This window comes from Streptomyces sp. NPDC013187, assembly GCF_042899705.1.
Classification (GTDB): Bacteria; Actinomycetota; Actinomycetes; order Streptomycetales; family Streptomycetaceae; genus Streptomyces; species Streptomyces hawaiiensis_A.
Genome location: NZ_JBIBAF010000010.1, coordinates 312,225 through 329,158 on the forward strand (window position 1 = coordinate 312,225; position 16,934 = coordinate 329,158).

Consider the following 16,934-nt stretch of genomic DNA (forward strand, 5'->3'; position numbering starts at 1 on the left):
CCCGAGGAGCCGTCATGTCCCACCTGCCGCAGCAGCCCGCCGCCGGAGTGTCCCGGCGCACCGTCGCCAGAGCGGCGGCCGCCGCCTCTCTCGCCGCCCTGCTCGGGGCCGCGGCCGGCACGGCCCCGGCCCGGGCGGCCACCCGGCTCGGGCCGCGCACGCTGGACGTGTCCGTGCCCTCCGCGGCGCTCGGCCGCAGCGCGCCGGTCCGGCTGATCCTGCCGTCGGACTTCGGTACGCGCCCGGAGAAGAAGTACCCGGTGCTGTACCTGCTGCACGGCGCGCACGACGACTACACCTCGTGGACCCGTGAGACGGACATCGAGGCGTTCACCGCCGGCCGCGACCTGATCGTCGCGATGCCGGACGCGGGTCCCACCGGCATCCCGAGCGTCTGGCGCGGCGGCCCCGACTACGAGACGTTCCAGGTGAAGGAGGTGCCGGCGCTGCTCGCCCGGGACTACCGGGCCTCCGGCACCCGGGCGGTCGCCGGGGTGTCCACCGGCGGCTACGGGGCCATGGCCCACGCGGCCCGCCACCCCGGGGCGTTCGCCGCGGCGGCCTCCTACAGCGGGATCCTCGACACCACGGCCCCCGGTGTTCCCGCCATCATGGACGCGATCGTGGCCCGGGAGAACCTGCCGGCCGCGTCCCTCTGGGGAAATCCGGTCTTCAACCTCCTGACCTGGCGGGACTTCAACCCGCGCGCCCGTGCCACCGGGCTGCGCGGCACGGCCCTGTACGTGTCGCAGGGCAGCGGGGTGGGCGGCGGCGGTGATCCGTTGCCCGGGATCCTGGAGAGCGCCCTGTGGCCCTCGGCCCAGGGCTTCGCCCGCACGCTGGCCCTGATGGGCATCCCGGCCACCACCCACTTCTACGGGGGCGGCGGGCACGACTGGGCGCACTGGAAGCCGGAGTTCACCGCCTCGTGGCCGGTCCTCGCCCGTGCGCTGGGTGTGCCCGAGTGACGGGGGTGCCGTCGGGGCACGGAACGGAACGGAGGGGTCGTCCGTCCTACACAGGACTTCCCACTCGTCCCACAGGCGACAGCCCGCGGGTGAGCCGCTTCCGGTCGAAAGGAGTGTCCGTGATGGCTGTGCCCACCCCGCACGGCGTGCCGGACCGCCCCACCGCGCCGCAGTTCCCCCCTGAGCTGGCGAAGGTGCTGCGCGCCGATCTGGCGGCCGTCGCCGACGAGGTGGAGGAGGAGGTCCGCCGCCAGGTCCCCGAGTACGCCCGGCCCGCCGACGGCACGTACCGCCAGAACCTGCGGGCAGGGGTGGTGCAGGCGCTGACCCTGTTCGTCGACCACATCGCCGACCCGCGCGACGACGGGGGCGCGATCGCGGCGACGTACTACGAACTCGGGCGGGGCGAGGCCCTGGAGGGCCGCAGCCTGGACGCGCTGCAGTCCGCGCTGCGGGTCGGCGGGATGCGCGCCTGGCGGCGGATGGGCCAAACGGCGGAGGAACTCGGGCTGGACTCCACGGTCGTGGCCGGGCTCGGGGAGCTGGCGTTCCGGACCGTGCACGAGGTCGCCCAGGCGGCCGCGTCCGGGTACGCCGAGGCCCAGCTGCGCAGCTCCGACGAGCTGGAGCGGCGCCGCAAGCGCCTGCTGGACCTGCTCCTGGAGGACGGGCCGGTGGCGCCGGCGGCCGTGCAGGACCTGGCGCACGGCGCGCGCTGGCCCGTACCGCGGACGGTCGCCGTGGTGGCGCTCGCGGCGGCACCGGAGCGGCGGGAGGAGGACCGGCCGCTGGCGGCGGCGGGCGCGCTGGTGGACATGGGGTCACGCCCGCCGCGCATGCTGGTGCCCGACCCGGACGGCTCCGGCGGCATCGGCGGCCGGGCGTTCACGCTCGCGCTGCGCGGCCGGCCCGCGGCGATCGGCCCGACGGTCGCGGTCACCGAGGCCGCGCGGTCACTGCGCCTGGCCACCCGGGCGCTCGGGCTGATGGGCCGTGGGGTGCTGCCCCGCCAGGGCGTGGTGCGCTGCAGCGAGCATCTGTCGACGCTGCTGCTGTACGGCGACGAGCCGCTGCTGGAGTGGCTCCGGGCCCGGGTCCTGGCGCCCCTCGACACGGTCTCGGCGGGGCAGCGCGACCGGCTCGCCGAGACACTGCTGGCCTGGCTGCTGAGTGGCAGCAACGTGCCGGACGTCGCCGTGCGGCTGCACATCCACCCGCAGACGGTCCGCTACCGCCTGCGCCAGCTGGAGAAGCTGTTCGGCGACGCCCTGCACGACCCGGCGACCCGCCTCGACCTCATTCTCGCGTTGCGCGCGGAATCCCTGCGGGCAGGGCAGGACTGACCTCCGTATTCAGGCGCTTGCTCAATCGGCGACAAAAATTTGCGGGGTTTCCATAATCCCGTCCATAACAGCAGGCGAGAGAAAGCCCATACGTTCGGGGCGTCCTTTTTCGCAGGCGCTGCTCGCGCCTTTCCACGCGGAGGATCCCCCATGCGCATCCGTATGTGTCTCGCGGCGCTGTCACTGGCCGGCGGGGCCGGACTCGCCACTCTCTCGGCTCCCCCGGCCCTGGCCGCGGCCTGCTCGGACGTCGAGGTCGTATCGGCTCGCGGCACCTTCGAGCCGGGCACGCTCGGCTTCATCGTCGGCGACCCGGTGTATTCCGCCCTGCAGAAGAAAGCGGTGGGCAAAAACCTGTCCAGCTACAAGGTGAACTATCCCGCCGACCTCTCCCCCACGTCCGCGGCCCAGGGCAATCTGGATCTGGTGAACCACGTGAAGAGCCAGGCCGCAGCCTGCCCGGCTCAGAAGTTCGTTCTCGTCGGCTATTCGCAGGGTGCGAACGTCGTCGACAACTCGATCGGCATCAGCAGCGCCGGTGCGGTGGTCGGCAGCCCCATCGTGGCCACCCTGCCCACCGCCGTCGAGCCCAAGGTCGCCGCGGTGCTGCTGTTCGGCAACCCGATCCGGGCGCTCGGCAAGAGCGTCACCGGCACCTACCAGAGCCGCACGCTCGACCTCTGCGCCAAGGGCGACCCGGTCTGCGAGAACGGCGGGGGTGACGTCGGGGCGCACCTGAGCTACCGGGACGACGCCGAGGGGGCGGCCACGTTCGCCGCGGGCCGGCTCTGATCCCGTCCGGCACGAAGGGGCCCGGGAGGATGTCCTCCCGGGCCCCGGGCGTGCGTACCGGACGGGTTAGCGCGGTGTCCGCGCGAAGCCGGCGAGGCTGGTGGAGACGGGCTCGGGACGGCCGTCGTTCTGCACGGGCGCGGCGGTGAGGACGTCGAGGTGCTGGTAGCCGTCGGCCACGACGGGGTGCAGGTCGGCCGGGACCCGTCCCGCCAGCAGGCCCTCACCGGCGAGCACGGTGAGCACCGGGTTGGCCTTGAGCCCCTCGGGGTGGACGACGAGCTTCTTCACCTGGGGTGAGGTGGCCAGTTCGATGTCCGTGACCAGCTTGGTCGGGAAGTACTGCTCGGTGAAGTCCAGCGGCTGCTCGGCCAGGCTGCGGGCCAGTTGCCGCACATCGGTGACCTCCTCCCCGGCGCCGGTGAACGGGGTGCCGTCGGCCGACCGGTGGCCGGGGTCGTCCGCGTCGCCGACGCGGTCGTAGTTGCGCCAGGTGTAGAGCGGACCGTGCGGCCGGTCCGGGATGGCCTTGTACGCCGTCCCGTACAGCCCCGGTCGGGTGTCGCTCCCGTTGGCGGCGGGGAAGCTCTTGTCGGCGATCGGTCCGCCGTCGAAGAAGCCGACACTCGTCTGCAGGAACGCCAGCGGGACGGAGTTGTCGTCCAGCAGCGCCCCGAGCACCGCGCCGTTGGTGAGCCGGAAGTCCCTCACCGCCGGCGAGCCGCTGAGGAAGGCGGGGGTGTCCTTGGCGAACAGGAAGCGGTTGGTGGCCTCGATGTTGAGGTTGCGGGGCAGATATCCGGGCAGGTCGGCCTCTCCCTCCAGGTCCTTCAGGGCGCCCAGGCCCGCGATGCCGAGCAGGGTCATGGTCTCGGGATTGAGCAGCACCGGCGCGGACAGGGTGCGCGGCAGCACCCCGCTGTCCAGCCCGGCCTGCACGACGCCGTGACCGAGGCCGATGTCGGGCAGGTTGGTGTCGTCGGGGATGCTGCCGCTGAGGTCGCCCAGCGTGGTCGAGACGGTCGTGTCGAGGGCGAAGTAGCCGGCGCACTGGTTGTACCCGGCGTCCGCCGTGGTGGCGCGGTCGCCGTCGAAGTCGGCGGCGGCGAAGTACCCGGTGATGACACCGCCCAGCGAGTGCCCGCCGCACAGCACCTTCCGCTTGCGCAGTGACTGGGAGGGCAACTCGGCGGTGAGGAGGTCGTACTGGTCGCGTACGGTCTGCTCGATCCCGAGCTTCGCCATCCAGCCGAGCTGCGCGTTGCCGGTGTAGCCGCCGAAGGTCCGGCCGTCGACCTGCTTGCCGCGGTAGTAGTAGTCGACGGCGGTGTGCTGGTCGCCGGAGGCGATGCCGGTGCGGTCCTCCAGGCAGTTGGAGCGCCGGTCCAGCGCCCAGAACTCGATGTGCTGCCCCTGCTCGGCGGCCCGCTTGACGGTGTTGCGGGCGACGCTGTCGAACGCCCCCGCCCCTTCCAGGATGCCGGGCTGAGCGATGAGGATCCGGTCCGCTTCGGCCGACGCGGCCGGACCGTCGGCGGAACGGTAGCGCAGGTACGACAGCCGGTCGCAGGCCGCCGGACGGGGCCCGGCCGACTCCGGCAGCGGCACCTTCACCCGCACCATCGACTCCGTCACCCCGGTCACCGGCGACGTCGACGTCACCGGCGTCTCGGTGCGCGTGCCCTCGGCTCCTGCGCCCGGGGCGGCGGCCGTGAGTGTCCCGGCGGTCAGCAGCACCGCGAGTACGGCACCACGCCACTTCCCTCTGTGCGTACGGTTCATGTCCATGCCACGGACGCTAGGGGGGTGGCACGATCGCTCTCATGCAGTGCTGATGAGAACTCAGCTTCCGGATGGCGGCTTGTCACCGGCGCACAGCGCGCCCGGCGCCCCGGGCGCGCGAGGAGGATCCGTACCGCTTCTGGACGGCACCGAGCTGCGAACCGGCCGTTTCGGGAGCATGGTGGGGCTATGGACGGTCAACCCCCTGTGGTCGTGCAGCCGCCCGCGACGGACGGCGGACGGCTGGTGACCATCCACGGCGAGCGCATGGGCGTCGCCTACAGCCTTTTCGACGTACTGGACCTGCTGCACCGCGAGGGCCTGCCCACCACCGACACGGCCGTCGACGACACCGAGCTGATCGAGTGGCAGGGTGGCGGCCCGTACGACTGGAACAACGGGGCGTCCGACGAGGCGTAGGTCGTAGCCGTTCCGCACGCTCACGACGTCGGCCGGCCGCCGCTCGACGAGCCGTTGTCGGTGCCTGGCGATACGCTGCGCGAAAACGGCATTTTGCCCCCTTCTGGGAGGTTCCTATGGCCTCGCGCCTCAACCCGTACCTCACTTTCAACGGCGACGCCCGGCAGGCGATGGAGTTCTACAAGGAGGTCTTCGGCGGCACCCTCGACCTCAACAGCTACGGAGAGTTCGGGCAGGCGGACGCCCCGAACGCCGACAAGATCATGCACGGCATGCTGGAAACGACCAGCGGCTTCACCCTGATGGGCGCCGACAACCCGCCGGGCATGCAGTCCGAGCAGGGCAGCCCCTTCTCCGTGAGCCTGAGCGGCGACGACGAAGCCGAGTTGCGCGGCTACTGGGAGAAGCTGTCCGAGGGCGGTTCGGTGTCGGTGCCGCTGGAGAAGCAGATGTGGGGCGACGTGTTCGGCATGTGCACGGACCGCTTCGGCGTCCCCTGGATGGTCAACATCAGCACGGAGAGCTGAGCGACCGAGCCCCCCGACGGTCCCGGACCGTCCGCCCGGAGGCCGCCCGTACGCACCACTCACCACCGGTGCGCACGGGCGGCCCTCTTTTGTTGGTACGTCCTGACAAAGCTGTTGACATCCCCCCGGGGCGGCCGCATAGTACCTGCCACTAGAGCGCGCTAGTAACGCGCTCCAGTCACCGAGTACACGGGGTCCGCACCCAGGACCGCCGCACCACCATGACCGCCGCCGCCCCGGGCGCCCACCCACCGCCCGCCTCCCGGACCGGGCACGGCCCCCTCGTCCCAGCACAGTGAGGTGCACCCGACATGCGCAGACACCACAGAGCCGCCGCCCTGACCACCACCGTCGCCGTGGGCGCCCTGCTCGCCGCAGGCTGCTCCAGCGGCTCAGGCGGGAAGAACTCCGAGGCCGGCGGCACCGACGCCGCCGCGGGCAAGGCCACCACCCCGCGGATGACCGTCGCCCTGGTCACCCACGCGGCGCCGGGCGACACGTTCTGGGACCTGATCCGCAAGGGCGCCCAGGCCGCCGCCGCGAAGGACAACATCAAGCTCGTCTACTCCAGTGACCCGGTCGCCGGGAACCAGGCCAACCTCGTGCAGAACGCCATCGACCAGAAGGTCGACGGCATCGCCCTCACCGCCGCCAAGCCCGACGCCATGAAGGGCGTCGTGGCGAAGGCCAAGGCGGCCGGCATCCCCGTCGTCGGCTTCAACTCCGGTCTGGACGACTGGAAGGAGCTCGGCATGCTCGAGTACTTCGGCCAGGACGAGAACATCGCGGGGCAGGCGTTCGGCGAGCGCCTGAACCAACTGGGCGCCAAGCACGCCGTCTGTGTCATCCAGGAGCAGGGCCAGGTCGCACTGGAGGCCCGCTGCGCCGGATTGAAGAAGGGCTTCGAAGGCACGACGGAGAACCTGTACGTCAACGGCACGGACATGCCGTCGGTGAAGTCGACGCTGACCGCCAAACTTCAGAAGGACTCCTCCATCGACCAGGTCGTCACGCTCGGCGCCCCGATCGCCCTCACCGCCGTGCAGTCGGTGAAGGACGCCGGCAGCGAGGCGAAGGTCGCCACGTTCGACCTCAACAAGGACCTCGTCGGGGCCATTCAGGGCGGCAGCATCGAGTTCGCCGTCGACCAGCAGCCCTACCTCCAGGGCTACCTGGCGGTGGACGCGCTGTGGCTGTACAAGACCAACGGCAACGTCAGCGGCGGCGGCGCCGCTCCCGTGCTCACCGGGCCGGCGTTCGTCACCAAGGACAACGTCGACAGCGTCGCCGAGTTCGCGAAGAAGGGCACGCGCTGACGGAAGCGGGCGGCGGGGCACCCGAGTCAGGCCGGACCCGGCTCCTTCGGGGCCGGCCCGCTCGTCCCCCGCACCACCAGCTTGGGGTCCAGCACGGCCTCCCGCGGTTCCAGTTCCCCCTTCTCCAGCCGCTCGACGGCGAATCGGACGGCGCGCTCGGCCATCAGGGCGGCGTCCTGCCGGACGGTGGTCAGGCCGATCGGCATCAGGTGGGACAGGTGACTGTCGTCGTACCCGACGACGGACAGGTCGCGCGGGACCTCCACGCCCGCCCGGGTCAGGGCCATCAGCAGACCCATCGCGCACCGGTCGTTGCCGGCGAGCACCGCCGTCGGCAGCGGCCGCCCGCCGTCCCGTTCGGCCAGCAGCAGGCGGCCGGTCTCGATCCCGGACTCCTCGGTGTGGTGACCGGGAATCACCCGCGCCTCCGCCTCCAGCCCGTGGCGGCGCATCGCGGCCCGGTAGGCACGCCGGCGCTCCGCCGAGCCGGGGCCGCGTCCGCCGTCGATGTGGACGATTCGGCGATGCCCCAGCTCCACCAGGTGGTCCATGGCCTGCCGGACGCCCTTGCCCTCGGCCGTGTGCACGAAGTCGACCCGGGCCCGGGGCACCCGGCGGCTGACCGACACGGCGACCGTGCGCTGCCCGAGTTCGTCCAGGTAGGCGGACTCGGCGTCCGGGCCGAGCAGGATCACCGCCTCGCAGCGGTGACTGAGCAACGCCTCGATGGCCTTGGCCTCGCTGCGGCCTCGGGTCGCCCCGGAGAGCAGCACGTCGTAGCCGAGCCGTTCGGCCTCGGGGTAGATGCCGGTGATGAGGTCCGTGTGGAACGTCTGCTGCACGGTGAACATGACGCCGAGCGTGCGGCTGCGCCCGCGGGCCAGCAGCCGGGCCGCACTGTCGGGCCGGTAGCCGATCTCGTCGGCCACGCGCAGGACCCGTTCCCGGGTCTCCCGGCCGGCTCCGGCCTGGTTGCGGAAGACGATCGAGACGAGCGCGCGGGAGACGCCCGCCTTCTCGGCGACGTCCGCCATCGTGGGCCGCTGCCTGCCCGATGCATTCACCTGTGAACCCACCCTCCGACGCCGCACACCCTACGCGGTGCCCCGAACCGGACACGCACGAGAATCCTGCGATCTCCCGGCGACCAGCTATTGACATGACATTTGGACAGGGGTCATCGTACTCGAACTAGAGCGCGCTAGTAGCGCGCGACAGCCAGCGGAAACCGCAGCGTGAAGGACACCTCCATGGCAACGGCGCCTCCCCCTCCCCGCATCACCGTCGGCAACCTGTGCCTCGGGTCCGCCCCCGACTCCTGGGGCGTCTGGTTCCCCGAGGACGAACACCAGGTGCCGTACACCCGCTTCCTCGACGAGCTGGTGCGGGCCGGCTACGCGTGGCTGGAGCTCGGCCCGTACGGCTATCTGCCCACCGACCCGCAGCGGCTGAAGGCCGAGCTGGACGCACGGGGACTCAAGGTCTCCGGCGGCACCGCCTTCGGCGCACTGCACCGCCCCGAGGCGTGGGACGAGACGCTCGCCCATGTCCGGCAGGTCGCGGCCCTGACCGCCGCCGCGGGGGCGCACCACCTGGTCTTCATCCCGCCGATGTACCGGGACGAGAAGACGGGCGCGTTCACCGAGTCGCCGGAACTCACCGCCGAGCAGTGGGCCGGGTTCGGCCGGGCCGCGGACCGGCTGGGCGAGTTGCTGCTGGACGAGTACGACGTGCGGCTGGTCGTACATCCGCACGCCGACAGCCACGTCCAGACGCAAGCGGAGATCGAGCGGCTGCTGAACGAGACCGACAGCCGCTACACCAACCTGTGCCTGGACACCGGGCACGTGGCGTACGGCGGCGGGGACAACCTCGATCTCATCCGCCGCTTCGGCGAGCGCGTCGGCTACGTCCACATCAAGCAGATGGACCCGGAGATCCTCGCCCAGGTCGCCGCCGAGGACCTGTCGTTCGGTGAGGCCGTGCAGCGCGGAGTGTGCGTGTCGCCACCCGCCGGGGTGCCGAAACCGGCCGACGTCGTCGCCGAACTGGCCGGTCTGGACGCCGAGTTGTTCGTGATCGTCGAGCAGGACCTGTACCCGTGCGCGCCCGAGGTGCCGCTGCCCGTCGCGATCGGCACCCGTGAGCACCTCGCCGGCCTCGGCCTGTCGGGTACCCGGCGCCCGAACGTCGACAGGTAAGGAGCGCCCATGGACGTCAGGGACGACACGACAGCGTCCTCCACCCCCACCACGGTCGCGGCGGACGACGCCCCCGCGGCGGTCTCCCGGCGACTGCGGGTCATCACGATCATCGCCACGTTCGGGGGCCTGCTCTTCGGCTACGACACGGGCGTCATCAACGGCGCGCTGCCCTACATGACCGAGGACCTCGGCCTGACCCCGGTCACCGAGGGCATGGTCACCAGCTCGCTGCTGCTGGGTGCCGCACTGGGCGCGGTCACCGGCGGCCGGCTGTCGGACGCGCGCGGCAGGCGGCGCGCCGTCCTGCTGCTGGCCGTGCTGTTCTTCATCGGCGCTCTGGGCTGCACGCTCGCCCCGACGACCGCGGTGATGATCGTGGCGCGGTTCGTGCTCGGCCTCGCGGTCGGCGGCGCCTCGGTGACCGTGCCGGTGTACCTCGCGGAGGTGTCACCCGCCGAGCGGCGCGGTGCCCTCGTCACCCGCAACGAGCTGATGATCGTCAGCGGTCAGCTGCTGGCCTTCACCTCCAACGCGATCATCGCGCAGGTCGGCGGCGAGTCCGGCGGGGTGTGGCGCTGGATGCTGGTCATCGCGACCCTGCCGGCCGTGGTGCTGTGGTTCGGCATGCTGGTGATGCCGGAGAGTCCGCGCTGGCTGGCCTCGCAGAGCCGTTTCGGCGAGGCCCTCGAAGTCCTCAAGGAGGTGCGCTCGCGGGCCCGGGCCGAGGCCGAGCTGCAGGAGGTCTCCGCGCTCGCCGTCAAGGACGAGCAGGCCAAGCTCGGCGGCTGGCAGGACATCAAGAGCACACCCTGGGTGCGCAAGCTGATGTTCGTCGGGTTCGGCATCGCCATCGTGCAGCAGATCACCGGTGTCAACACGATCATGTACTACGGCACGCAGATCCTCACCGACGCCGGTTTCGCCGCCGACAGCGCGCTCACCGCGAACATCGCCAACGGTGTGATCTCGGTGCTGGCCACCTTCGTCGGTATCTGGCTGCTGGGCCGGGTGCCGCGCCGCCCGATGCTGATGACCGGTCAGGTCGGCACGACCCTCGCCCTGTTGCTGATCGGCGTCTTCTCGCTGGTCCTGCCCTCCGGGGACCCGAGGGCGTTCGCGGTGCTCGCGATGACGGTCACCTTCCTCGCCTTCCAGCAGGGCGCGATCTCTCCGGTGACGTGGCTGATGCTGTCGGAGATCTTCCCTATGCGGATGCGCGGCTTCGGCATGGGCGTGGCGGCCGTGGTGCTGTGGCTGACCAACTTCGCGATCGGGCTGGTCTTCCCGTCCCTGGTCTCCGGGATCGGGATCTCCCACACCTTCTTCCTGTTCGTGGCGGCGGGCGTGCTGTCCCTCGCCTTCGTGAAGCGGTACGTCCCCGAGACCAAGGGCCGCACGCTCGAGACCCTCGAGGCCGAGCTGCGGGCGCGCTTCTCCTGACCATCCTCCGAGGAGTCTCACCATGACCGTACGAGTAGGCGTCATCGGCGCCGGAATGATCGGCCAGGACCACATCCGGCGGCTCACCGAGGTCGTCACCGGTGCCGCCGTCACGGCCGTCGCCGACGTGGACACCGAGCGCGCCGCCGAGGTGGCGGCCCGGGCCGGTGCCACCGTGCTGCCCACCGGCGCGGACCTGGTCGCCTCCCCCGACGTGGACGCCGTCCTCGTCACCTCCTGGGGTCCCACCCACGCCGAGCACGTCCTGAACGCGATCGCCGCCGGCAAGCCGGTGTTCTGTGAGAAGCCGCTGGCCACGACCGCCGAGGACTGTCTGCGGATCGTCGAGGCCGAGCGGTCGCACGGCCGCCGGCTGGTGCAGGTCGGCTTCATGCGCCGCTTCGACGCCGGCTACCGGCAGATGAAGGAGGTTTTGTCGACCGGTTCGCTCGGGGCTCCGCTGATCGTGCACTGCGCGCACCGCAACCCGACCGTGCCGGAGTCGTACCACTCCGCCATGGCCGCCCAGGACACGGCCGTGCACGAGATCGACGTGCTGCGCTGGCTGCTCGACGACGAGATCGTCTCCGCCCAGGTGGTCACCCCGCGCGCCACGAGCAAGCGGTTCGCCCATCTGAAGGACCCCCAGATCATGATCTTCGAGACGGCCTCGGGCGTTCGGATCGACCTGGAAGTCTTCGTCAACTGCCAGTACGGCTACGACATCCAGTGCGAGGTCGTGGGCGAGGACGGCCTGGTCAGGCTGCCGGACCCGGCGGCCGTAGGGGTCCGCACCGCGGCCCGGCACGGCACCGGCGTGCTGCAGGACTGGAAGGACCGGTTCGCGGAGGCCTTCGACACCGAGTTCCGCGAGTGGGTCGCCTCCGTGGCGGATGGCACGGAGCCCACCGGCCCGTCCTCCTGGGACGGCTACGCCGCCACCGTCATCACCGACGCCGCCGTCCGGTCCCTGGAGACCGGCGGCGAGACCGTCACCACCGACATGAAGCCCCGGCCCGCGCTCTACGGAGGCACCGCGTGAAGATCGCCCTCGACCCGTACATGTTCCGCGCCCTGCCCATCGACGAGATGGTGCGCACGGTCGCCGAACTCGGTTACGAGTACATCGAGTTGTCGCCGCGTGACGACTTCATGCCGTTCTTCCTGCACCCGCGCGCGGACGACGCCCGGGTGGCGGAACTGAAGAACGCGCTGCGCACGCACGGCGTTCAGCTGTCCTCCGTACTGCCGCTGTACAAGTGGTCCTCGCCGGACGAGACCGAGCGGCAGGCCGCCGTGCGCTACTGGAAGCGGATGATCGAGATCACCGCGGATCTCGAATGCCCGCTGATGAATTCGGAGTTCAACGGCCGACCCGAGCGTGCCGCCGAGAGCGAGGCGGCGTTCTGGCGCTCGCTGGAGGAGCTGCTGCCGGTGTTCGAGCGCGAGGGCATCGCCCTGAACCTGGAGGCCCACCCGGACGACTTCTGCGAGGAGAACACCCCGGCCGTCGATCTCGTCCGCGCGATCGACAAGCCGTGGGTGAACTACCTGTACTGCGCGCCGCACACGTTCCACCTCTCGGGCCCCTCGGAGGTCGGCGCGGACATCGCGAAGATGATGCGTTACGCCGGCGACAAGCTCCAGCACGTGCACATCGCGGACTCCTTCAACCACAAGGGGTCCAGCGGCCTGCGCTACATCCTCAACCCGCCGGGCACCCCGGCCCGGATCCACCAGCACCTCGACATCGGCCAGGGCGAGGTCGACTGGGACGTCTTCTTCGGCACCCTGCGCGAGCTGGGCTTCGACGGGGTCGCGACGGCCTGTGTGTTCGCCTGGGAGGAGCGGGCCCGGGAGTCGTCGGCGTTCATGCTGGACCGCATCCGCAAGGAGCTGGCCGCCTAGGAACGCCGCCCGGCCGGAGCGTCAGGAGCTCGTGAGGATCACGAGCTCCCGCGTCGCCCTGGTCATCGCCACATAGTGGTCGACGGCGCCCTCGACGCCGTCGCCGAAGTCCTCCGGGTCGACCAGGACCACCAGGTCGAACTCCAGCCCCTTCGACAGCTCCGGGGTGAGCGACCGGACGCGGGGCGAGGCCGGGCGGTACCCGGGATCGCCGATCACACAGGCGATCCCGTCGGCTTGTCCGGCCAGCCAGGTGTCCAGGACCGGCGTCAGCTCCGCGGCGGACCCATGGCGGACGGGGACGCCGCCGCTGCGGATCGACGTCGGCACGTTGGCGTCCGGCAGCACGGCCCGGATGACCGGCTCGGCCTCAGCCATGATCTCGGCGGGCGTGCGGTAGTTGATGCTCAGCGAGGCCATCTCGACCCGGTCCAGCCCGATCCGCTCCAGGCGTTCCCGCCACGACTCCGTGAATCCGTGCCGGGCCTGGGCACGGTCGCCGACGATGGTGAAGCTCCGGGACGGGCAGCGCTGCAACAGCATCTGCCATTGCGCGTCGGTGAGTTCCTGCGCCTCGTCCACCACGATGTGCACGAACGGCCCGGCGAGCCGGTCCTGGTCGGCGGTGGGCAGGGCACTGTCGTCGACCAGGGAGTTGCGCATGTCCTGTCCGTGCAGCATGACCAGCACGCCTTCGCCGTCGTCGTAGCTGTGGGCCTCCAGCAGGTTGTCGATGACGTCGGCCATGCCCTCCTGCTGGGCGGCGAGGGCGGCCTCCTGCCGGCGCCTGCGCCGTGCGGCGCCCGGGTCCCCGAGCCGATGGCGTGCCGCGTCCAGCAGTGGCAGGTCGGACACGGTCCAGGCGTGCGGCTGCGCGCGTTGCAGGGTGCGCACCTCGTCGCGGTCGAGCCAGGGCGCGCACATGCGCAGATAGGCGGGCACGGACCAGAGGTCCCCGACGAGGTCGGTCGCCTCCAGCAGCGGCCAGGCGCGGTTGAAGACCGTGAGCAGTTCCCGGTCCCGCGACAGCGTCTTGCGGAGCAGGTCCTCCGGGGCGTCGCCCTCGTGTTTGTCCACGAGGATCGTGAGCAGTTCCTCCCAGACCTGGTCGCGTGCCTCGTTGTGCGGTGTGCCGGGTTCGGCCGCGTCGAAGGCCGCCGCCCAGTCGTGGGCGCCCAGGCGGATGTCGGACCAGTGGGTCGTGACCGTCATCGCCTCCGTGGGCGGCTCCTCGTAGAACCGGACGGCCTTCTCTATCGCCCGCACCATGTCCGCGGACGACTTCAGACGGACCACCTCCGGGTCGGTCTCGGCCGCCGCGGTGGCTCCCTCGTCGACGAGGTCCGCCAGGACGCAGGTCTGCACACCCTCCTCACCGAGGCTCGGCAGGACGTCGGACACGTAGGACAGGTAGGGCCGGTGCGGGCCGACGAACAGCACCCCGCCCCGGCGGTGCTGCCCGAGGCGCGGGTCGGAGTAGAGGAGGTAGGCGGAGCGGTGCAGGGCGACGACGGTCTTGCCGGTGCCCGGGCCGCCGTCGACGACCAGGGTGCCGCGGGAACCGGCGCGGATGATGGCGTCCTGGTCGGCCTGGATGGTGCCGAGCACGTCCCGCATGCGGGGTGAGCGGTTGGTGCCGAGGCCGGCGATGAAGGCGGACTGGTCGTCGAGCGCGGCGTGTCCGGCGAACGCGTCGGCGGTGAACACCTCGTCCCAGTAGTCGCTGACCCTGCCTTCGGTCCAGCGGTAGCGGCGGCGGCTGGTCAGGCCCATCGGGTTGCCGTGGGTGGCCCCGAAGAAAGGCTCCGCTGCCGGGGAACGCCAGTCGACCAGCAGCCGGCGGCCCTCGTTGTCCGTGAGGCCGAGCCGTCCCACGTACACGGGCTCGGAGCCGTCCGCGCCGACCATGTGCCCGAGGCACAGGTCCAGTCCGAAGCGGCGCAGGGCGCGCAGGCGCGCGGTGAGCCGGTGGATCTCGGCGTCCCGGTCCATGGCCTGCCTGCCCTTGCCGCCGGGGGCCCTGCGCTCGGCCTCCAGACGGTCGGACAGCTCCGCGATGGACTGCTCCAGACAGTCGGCGACGGCGGCGAAGTGCCGCTCGTCCCCGGCGATCGACGCCGGGGCGGCCTTGTGCGCGAGGCGGCCGGGAAGATCGAACGCGCTCGTTGTCGCAGGGGTCACGTCATGCTCCCGTTTCCGCAGGTCCTGGGCCTAGGCCGGACATTTTGCGGCAGACGGGGGGCCTTGCCGCAAGGCCCCCCGTGGGCTATAACTTGAGACAGGCGAGGAGAACACTCCTTGCCTTTTCTGTTGTCCGCCCCTGGTGCCCACCGGCCGTTTCCGTGTGGCACGCTCGTCGTCCTGGCAGCGTGGAGAGGCGGCGGCATGCGCATAGGACTGCTCGGCACCGGACCCTGGGCACGGATGGCCCACGCCCCCGCGTTGAGCGGGCACGAGAAGCTGGACTTCACGGGTGTGTGGGGCCGTCGCCCCGAGGCCGCGAAGGAACTGGCCGAGCGGCACGGCGTCCGCGCCTACGACGATGTCGACGAACTGTTCGCCGATGTGGACGCGGTGGCCGTGGCGCTGCCGCCGCAGGTGCAGGCCGCACTCGCCGCGCGGGCGGCGCGGGCCGGGTGCCACCTGCTGCTCGACAAGCCGCTCGCGCCGACGGTGGAGCAGGGACGAGCCGTGGTCGAGGCGGCCCGGGAGGCCGGTGTCGCCTCGGTCGTGTTCTTCACGACCCGATTCCAGCCCGAGCCGGCGGCGTGGATCGCCGAACAGGCCGCGGTACCGGGCTGGTTCACGGCCCGGGCCGAATGGCTCGGGGCGGTGTTCACCAGCGAGAGCCCCTTCGCGACGCCGTGGCGGCGGGAGAAGGGCGCCCTGTGGGACGTCGGCCCGCACGCCCTGTCCGTCCTGCTGCCGGTCCTCGGCGATGTGCGGCGCGTCACCGCGGCGGCGTACGGCCCCGGCGACACGGCGCACGTCGTCCTCGACCACACCGGTGGCGCGTCGAGCACCCTCACCCTGAGCCTGACGGCACCGCCCGCCGCGGCCGGTGCCGCCGTGGAGCTGCGCGGGGAGGCCGGGGTCGCTGCGCTGCCGGACGGCTCCGACGGAGCCGTGCCCGCGCTGATGCGGGCGGCGGACGCGCTGCTCGACGCCGCCCGCACCGGCCGCCCGCACGCCTGCGACGCGGCGTTCGGTCTGAGGGTCACCGAGATCCTCACGGCGGCCCAGGAGTTGCTGAGCCCCTGAGCGCGCGGGCGGCCCTGCCTACTGCGCCGGTTCGAAGTTGAGCCGCTCCTTCACCACCGGGTAGCCGGCCTCGGCGAAGTTCGCCGCCATGGGGAAGTTGCCCTGGTCCGTGGCGGCGGCGACGAACTCCGCCCCCTGCTCGACCAGGAAGTGCGTGCACTCGGCCAGCAGGTCGTAGGCGTAGCCCTGGCCGCGGTGCTCCGGAAGGACGCCGATGAAGCCGATGCAGGGCCCCGACTGGTTGTGGGCCGGTATGTGGATGCCGGCCAGGTCGCCCTGCGGCGTGTACGCCGTCTGCCACCACTCGCGCGGTGACGGGCACCAGTGGAAGAAGTCGAGTTCCTCCTGGGCCGCCCGGTCGAGCCCGCCCTCCTCGATGGCCCTGAGCGCGTGCGCGTCCAGGGTGGCGGAGTGGACGCGGCGCAGTGCGTCGAAGAACACGGCGTCGTCGGGTTCCACCCGGAACTGAAGGCGCCCGGGCCGCTCGGGCAGACCGCGGTCGGGGGTCCAGCGGTACAGCAGGCGTTCGACCAGGAGGTCGTAGCCGGCGGTCCGGGCGGCGGTGAAGCGGGTCTCGGCGGCGGCGCGCAGGGCCGGGTCGTCGCGCCAGCCGGTGGGCAGGTTCAGTTCCAGTTCGACCTGCCAGGGGGCGGAACGCAGGAGTGCGGCGCCCGCCTCCTCCTCGCCCTCGGCCACGTCGAACCAGTTGAGGTTGACGGGCTCGCTGTCGTCGGGGCCGCCCCACCAGGCGCCGCGGGCGACCACACGGCCGTCGCGCAGGGCCACGCGCTTCCAGTCGGGGCGGTGCCGGGTCAGCCGGTGGCCCTCACGGGCGCCCAGCGGATCGGGCAGGGTGTCGAAGAGTTCGGCGTCGCTCGTGTCGAGCGCGCGGATGACCAGATCGGCCATAGGGGTGGTGTCCTCCGGGACGCATGCTGCTCGGAGCGCTCCCGGTCGGTCAGTCGCGGCACGC

Annotated in this window: 15 protein-coding genes; 11 read left to right on the forward strand and 4 right to left on the reverse strand. The window is 71.7% G+C overall.

Annotation, left to right across the window (positions count from 1 at the left end; translation table 11 throughout):
- The first annotated feature begins 14 nt into the window (after positions 1 to 14).
- The 3 genes from ACFY5B_RS23235 (at position 15) to ACFY5B_RS23245 (ending at position 3,103) form a co-directional block, all read left to right on the forward strand.
- Positions 15 to 968, forward strand: a complete 954-nt coding sequence (locus ACFY5B_RS23235; protein WP_389972092.1) for an alpha/beta hydrolase — start codon at positions 15 to 17, stop codon at positions 966 to 968.
- Positions 969 to 1,090: 122 nt separating this feature from the next.
- Positions 1,091 to 2,311 (forward strand): PucR family transcriptional regulator, encoded by a 1,221-nt coding sequence (locus tag ACFY5B_RS23240; protein WP_389972093.1) that lies wholly within the window; start codon positions 1,091 to 1,093, stop codon positions 2,309 to 2,311.
- 150 nt (positions 2,312 to 2,461) lie between these two features.
- Positions 2,462 to 3,103: a cutinase family protein gene (locus ACFY5B_RS23245; protein ID WP_389972095.1), complete on the forward strand. Its 642-nt coding sequence runs from the start codon at positions 2,462 to 2,464 to the stop codon at positions 3,101 to 3,103.
- Between the two features lie 66 nt (positions 3,104 to 3,169).
- On the opposite strand, the gene ACFY5B_RS23250 is transcribed toward ACFY5B_RS23245, so the two are convergent.
- The gene (locus ACFY5B_RS23250; RefSeq protein ID WP_389972097.1) at positions 3,170 to 4,891 is read right to left on the reverse strand and encodes a hypothetical protein; all 1,722 of its coding nucleotides are present in this window, start codon (positions 4,889 to 4,891) and stop codon (positions 3,170 to 3,172) included.
- 183 nt (positions 4,892 to 5,074) lie between these two features.
- On the opposite strand from ACFY5B_RS23250, the gene ACFY5B_RS23255 reads away from it, so the two are divergent.
- The 3 genes from ACFY5B_RS23255 to ACFY5B_RS23265 all read left to right on the forward strand — a co-directional run bounded on the left by ACFY5B_RS23255 (position 5,075) and on the right by ACFY5B_RS23265 (position 7,148).
- Positions 5,075 to 5,305 carry a hypothetical protein gene (locus ACFY5B_RS23255; RefSeq protein ID WP_031143787.1) on the forward strand — a complete coding sequence of 77 codons (231 nt, stop codon included), beginning with the start codon at positions 5,075 to 5,077 and terminating at the stop codon, positions 5,303 to 5,305.
- A 116-nt stretch (positions 5,306 to 5,421) separates the two neighbouring features.
- Positions 5,422 to 5,832: a VOC family protein gene (locus tag ACFY5B_RS23260; protein ID WP_389972099.1), complete on the forward strand. Its 411-nt coding sequence runs from the start codon at positions 5,422 to 5,424 to the stop codon at positions 5,830 to 5,832.
- Between the two features lie 311 nt (positions 5,833 to 6,143).
- Positions 6,144 to 7,148 (forward strand): sugar ABC transporter substrate-binding protein, encoded by a 1,005-nt coding sequence (locus tag ACFY5B_RS23265; protein ID WP_389972101.1) that lies wholly within the window; start codon positions 6,144 to 6,146, stop codon positions 7,146 to 7,148.
- Between the two features lie 26 nt (positions 7,149 to 7,174).
- Here the strand turns inward: ACFY5B_RS23265 and ACFY5B_RS23270 are convergent, their stop codons facing one another.
- Complete coding sequence (locus ACFY5B_RS23270; RefSeq protein WP_389972103.1) at positions 7,175 to 8,182, reverse strand: LacI family DNA-binding transcriptional regulator; 1,008 nt, start codon at positions 8,180 to 8,182, stop codon at positions 7,175 to 7,177.
- Between the two features lie 216 nt (positions 8,183 to 8,398).
- On the opposite strand from ACFY5B_RS23270, the gene ACFY5B_RS23275 reads away from it, so the two are divergent.
- From ACFY5B_RS23275 to ACFY5B_RS23290, 4 genes are read left to right on the forward strand one after another with little or no spacing between them, the layout of a single operon-like run.
- Positions 8,399 to 9,349 (forward strand): TIM barrel protein, encoded by a 951-nt coding sequence (locus ACFY5B_RS23275; RefSeq protein WP_389972105.1) that lies wholly within the window; start codon positions 8,399 to 8,401, stop codon positions 9,347 to 9,349.
- Between the two features lie 9 nt (positions 9,350 to 9,358).
- The gene (locus ACFY5B_RS23280; protein ID WP_389972107.1) at positions 9,359 to 10,792 is read left to right on the forward strand and encodes a sugar porter family MFS transporter; all 1,434 of its coding nucleotides are present in this window, start codon (positions 9,359 to 9,361) and stop codon (positions 10,790 to 10,792) included.
- 22 nt (positions 10,793 to 10,814) lie between these two features.
- Positions 10,815 to 11,834: a Gfo/Idh/MocA family oxidoreductase gene (locus ACFY5B_RS23285; protein ID WP_389972109.1), complete on the forward strand. Its 1,020-nt coding sequence runs from the start codon at positions 10,815 to 10,817 to the stop codon at positions 11,832 to 11,834.
- Positions 11,831 to 12,700: a sugar phosphate isomerase/epimerase family protein gene (locus tag ACFY5B_RS23290; protein WP_389972111.1), complete on the forward strand. Its 870-nt coding sequence runs from the start codon at positions 11,831 to 11,833 to the stop codon at positions 12,698 to 12,700. Before ACFY5B_RS23285 ends, ACFY5B_RS23290 begins: the two co-directional genes overlap by 4 nt.
- Positions 12,701 to 12,721: 21 nt before the next feature.
- Here ACFY5B_RS23290 and helR read toward each other — a convergent pair whose 3' ends face one another.
- Entirely contained in the window at positions 12,722 to 14,881 is a 2,160-nt protein-coding gene (gene helR, locus ACFY5B_RS23295) for an RNA polymerase recycling motor ATPase HelR (RefSeq protein WP_389972113.1), read from the reverse strand.
- Positions 14,882 to 15,085: 204 nt separating this feature from the next.
- Between helR and ACFY5B_RS23300 the strand changes: the two genes are divergently transcribed.
- Positions 15,086 to 15,961, forward strand: coding sequence for a Gfo/Idh/MocA family protein (locus tag ACFY5B_RS23300; protein ID WP_389972115.1), 876 nt, complete (start codon positions 15,086 to 15,088; stop codon positions 15,959 to 15,961).
- An 18-nt stretch (positions 15,962 to 15,979) separates the two neighbouring features.
- Here the strand turns inward: ACFY5B_RS23300 and ACFY5B_RS23305 are convergent, their stop codons facing one another.
- The gene (locus ACFY5B_RS23305; protein WP_389972117.1) at positions 15,980 to 16,870 is read right to left on the reverse strand and encodes a GNAT family N-acetyltransferase; all 891 of its coding nucleotides are present in this window, start codon (positions 16,868 to 16,870) and stop codon (positions 15,980 to 15,982) included.
- Positions 16,871 to 16,934: the final 64 nt, after the last annotated feature.

Excerpts from the sequence above, each read along its gene's own strand:
- ACFY5B_RS23235 (WP_389972092.1), top strand. The coding sequence starts at position 15 with ATGTCCCACCTGCCGCAGCAGCCCGCCGCCGGAGTGTCCCGGCGCACC.
- ACFY5B_RS23240 (WP_389972093.1), top strand. The coding sequence starts at position 1,091 with ATGGCTGTGCCCACCCCGCACGGCGTGCCGGACCGCCCCACCGCGCCG.
- ACFY5B_RS23245 (WP_389972095.1), top strand. The coding sequence starts at position 2,462 with ATGCGCATCCGTATGTGTCTCGCGGCGCTGTCACTGGCCGGCGGGGCC.
- ACFY5B_RS23250 (WP_389972097.1), bottom strand. The coding sequence starts at position 4,891 with ATGGACATGAACCGTACGCACAGAGGGAAGTGGCGTGGTGCCGTACTC.
- ACFY5B_RS23255 (WP_031143787.1), top strand. The coding sequence starts at position 5,075 with ATGGACGGTCAACCCCCTGTGGTCGTGCAGCCGCCCGCGACGGACGGC.
- ACFY5B_RS23260 (WP_389972099.1), top strand. The coding sequence starts at position 5,422 with ATGGCCTCGCGCCTCAACCCGTACCTCACTTTCAACGGCGACGCCCGG.
- ACFY5B_RS23265 (WP_389972101.1), top strand. The coding sequence starts at position 6,144 with ATGCGCAGACACCACAGAGCCGCCGCCCTGACCACCACCGTCGCCGTG.
- ACFY5B_RS23270 (WP_389972103.1), bottom strand. The coding sequence starts at position 8,182 with ATGGCGGACGTCGCCGAGAAGGCGGGCGTCTCCCGCGCGCTCGTCTCG.
- ACFY5B_RS23275 (WP_389972105.1), top strand. The coding sequence starts at position 8,399 with ATGGCAACGGCGCCTCCCCCTCCCCGCATCACCGTCGGCAACCTGTGC.
- ACFY5B_RS23280 (WP_389972107.1), top strand. The coding sequence starts at position 9,359 with ATGGACGTCAGGGACGACACGACAGCGTCCTCCACCCCCACCACGGTC.
- ACFY5B_RS23285 (WP_389972109.1), top strand. The coding sequence starts at position 10,815 with ATGACCGTACGAGTAGGCGTCATCGGCGCCGGAATGATCGGCCAGGAC.
- ACFY5B_RS23300 (WP_389972115.1), top strand. The coding sequence starts at position 15,086 with ATGCGCATAGGACTGCTCGGCACCGGACCCTGGGCACGGATGGCCCAC.
- ACFY5B_RS23305 (WP_389972117.1), bottom strand. The coding sequence starts at position 16,870 with ATGGCCGATCTGGTCATCCGCGCGCTCGACACGAGCGACGCCGAACTC.